The sequence below is a fragment of the Thermogutta sp. genome, assembly GCF_014359955.1.
GTDB lineage: Bacteria > Planctomycetota > Planctomycetia > Pirellulales > Thermoguttaceae > Thermogutta.
On record NZ_JACIYL010000861.1, the window covers coordinates 1 to 1,794 of the forward strand.

Here is a 1,794-nt window from a genome sequence, read left to right on the forward strand (position 1 = left end):
GGCGTTCGCCCAAATTCGCCCGTGCACCACACAAGTGTGGTCTCCAAGAGGCCGCGATCATGGAGGTCCTGCAGGAGCATAGCCAGTCCTTCGTCGAGCTGCGGGCATTGCCGCCGCATGGTGACGAAATGGTTGCTGTGCGTATCCCACCCGCCGGGATAGTTGATGACAATGTAGGGAACCCCGGCTTCCACCAGCCGTCGTGCGACTAGGCAGCATTGTCCAAAAGTGTGCCGGCCGTAGGCATCCCGGAGTTTCGGGTCTTCCTTGCTGAGATCAAATACCTCTCGACCTGGCCCGAGGATCAGCTCATACGCCCTTCGCTTGCTCTCTTCGGCCAAAGCGATTTCGGGATGGTCAACAACCAGCCGTCCAAACGTGTTCAATTTGTCCAGCAACTCGCGTCGGGCCTTTTGACGGTCGTCGGTGATTCCCCGGGCCACGACACCCTCCACCTCGAACCGTGCCGCGTTCGGGTCGCCGCCTGTCGCAAAGGCCTTGTAGTTGGGGCCCAGAAAACCTTCTTCCGAGAAACGGCCCGGCGATCGCGTGAGAACAACGTAGGGGGGGATAATCCCCTTGTAGTCCTGGCCCTTGAAGTACGCGAAGACCGCGCCGATACTCGGATAGGCCAGGCGTTCTCCGGGCAGATGGCCGGTCTGCATGATATAGGCGGCCGTCTCATGCCCGTTGTTGCCATGAGTCATACTGCGAATAAGGGAGAACTTATCGGCCTGCTTGGCCAGTTTGGGGAACAGGCCACTGAGCTGAATTCCCGGTACATTGGTGTCGATAACGTCCGTGAATTCGCCCAAATAATCCCGTCCTGTGCCCGGTTTTGGGTCCCATGTGTCGTTATGGGACATTCCACCCCAGAGGAAAATCTGGATGACGGACTTCGCCTTGGGCTTGATCTTGGGGGGCGCCGCCGAAGCGGCCTCCTGTGCGCCAACGGATTTTGCCAAAGCGCTTCCCAGAAGCACCCCGCCCGCACCGTACACTCCGTGCCGCAGGACCTCGCGGCGAGAGACGCGGGTTTCTGTGAGACGATCTTCCTTCACCATGGTTCGGGCCTCCCTCTCGTGAATGGTTCTTTTGTGCAACTCATTGGGATTGTCAATGTCGATAGAGGAACTCCGGTGAATTGATGAGGGCCCATGCCACGTCAACCATCGCCTCCCCACGGGACCGTGATTTCTCGATGTACTCCTTGCAGGTTTGCAATTCCTCAGGGGTGGGACTGCGGGAGAGAATGGTGAGATAAAGTTCGTCCACAATCTCGGGTATCGGGCGACCTGATCGGAACAACGCCGTCAGTTTGGGCCCGCTCACCAGTTTGCTGTAAATTGCGCTGGAGTTGAGCATGTGCAGCCACTGGGACGGCGTGGGCTTGTTGGAGCGCTCATTGAATGCGCCTGTGGCGCGGGCCGAGCGGCCAAAGAGGGTGAGGAAGGGACTGATGATGCTGCCGTCCGCCAGCGAAACTGCGGAGACATCCCGCGGCATGTAGGTGAACGGCTCGGGGATGGCACTCGTATACAAATCGCTTGTTCCCGTGATGTCGTTGATCGCGTCGATCAGCACTTCGGCTTCCAGCCGTCGCGGCAGATAGCTCGCGAAATTGGCCATGGCTTCCGGGGATGAATTGCGGGGAATGGAAGAGAACTGGTACGTCTGGGATGTGAGAATAATCCGATAGAGATGCCGCAGATTGTAGCCACTCTGGATCATTTCCTTTTCCAGGTAGGCGAGGAGTTCCGGATTGCTCGGCGGGTTATCGTCGCGGATGTCGTC

General features: G+C 58.5%; 2 protein-coding genes. Both read right to left on the minus strand.

Translation table 11 applies throughout. The features are described from left to right. Nucleotides 1-1,064: DUF1501 domain-containing protein (locus H5U08_RS17655; protein WP_297036120.1), on the minus strand; the 1,064-nt coding region annotated here is incomplete at its 3' end. A 52-nt stretch (nt 1,065-1,116) separates the two neighbouring features. Next, a partial coding sequence (locus H5U08_RS17660) for a DUF1553 domain-containing protein (protein ID WP_297036122.1) occupies nt 1,117-1,794 on the minus strand: 678 nt, incomplete at its 5' end.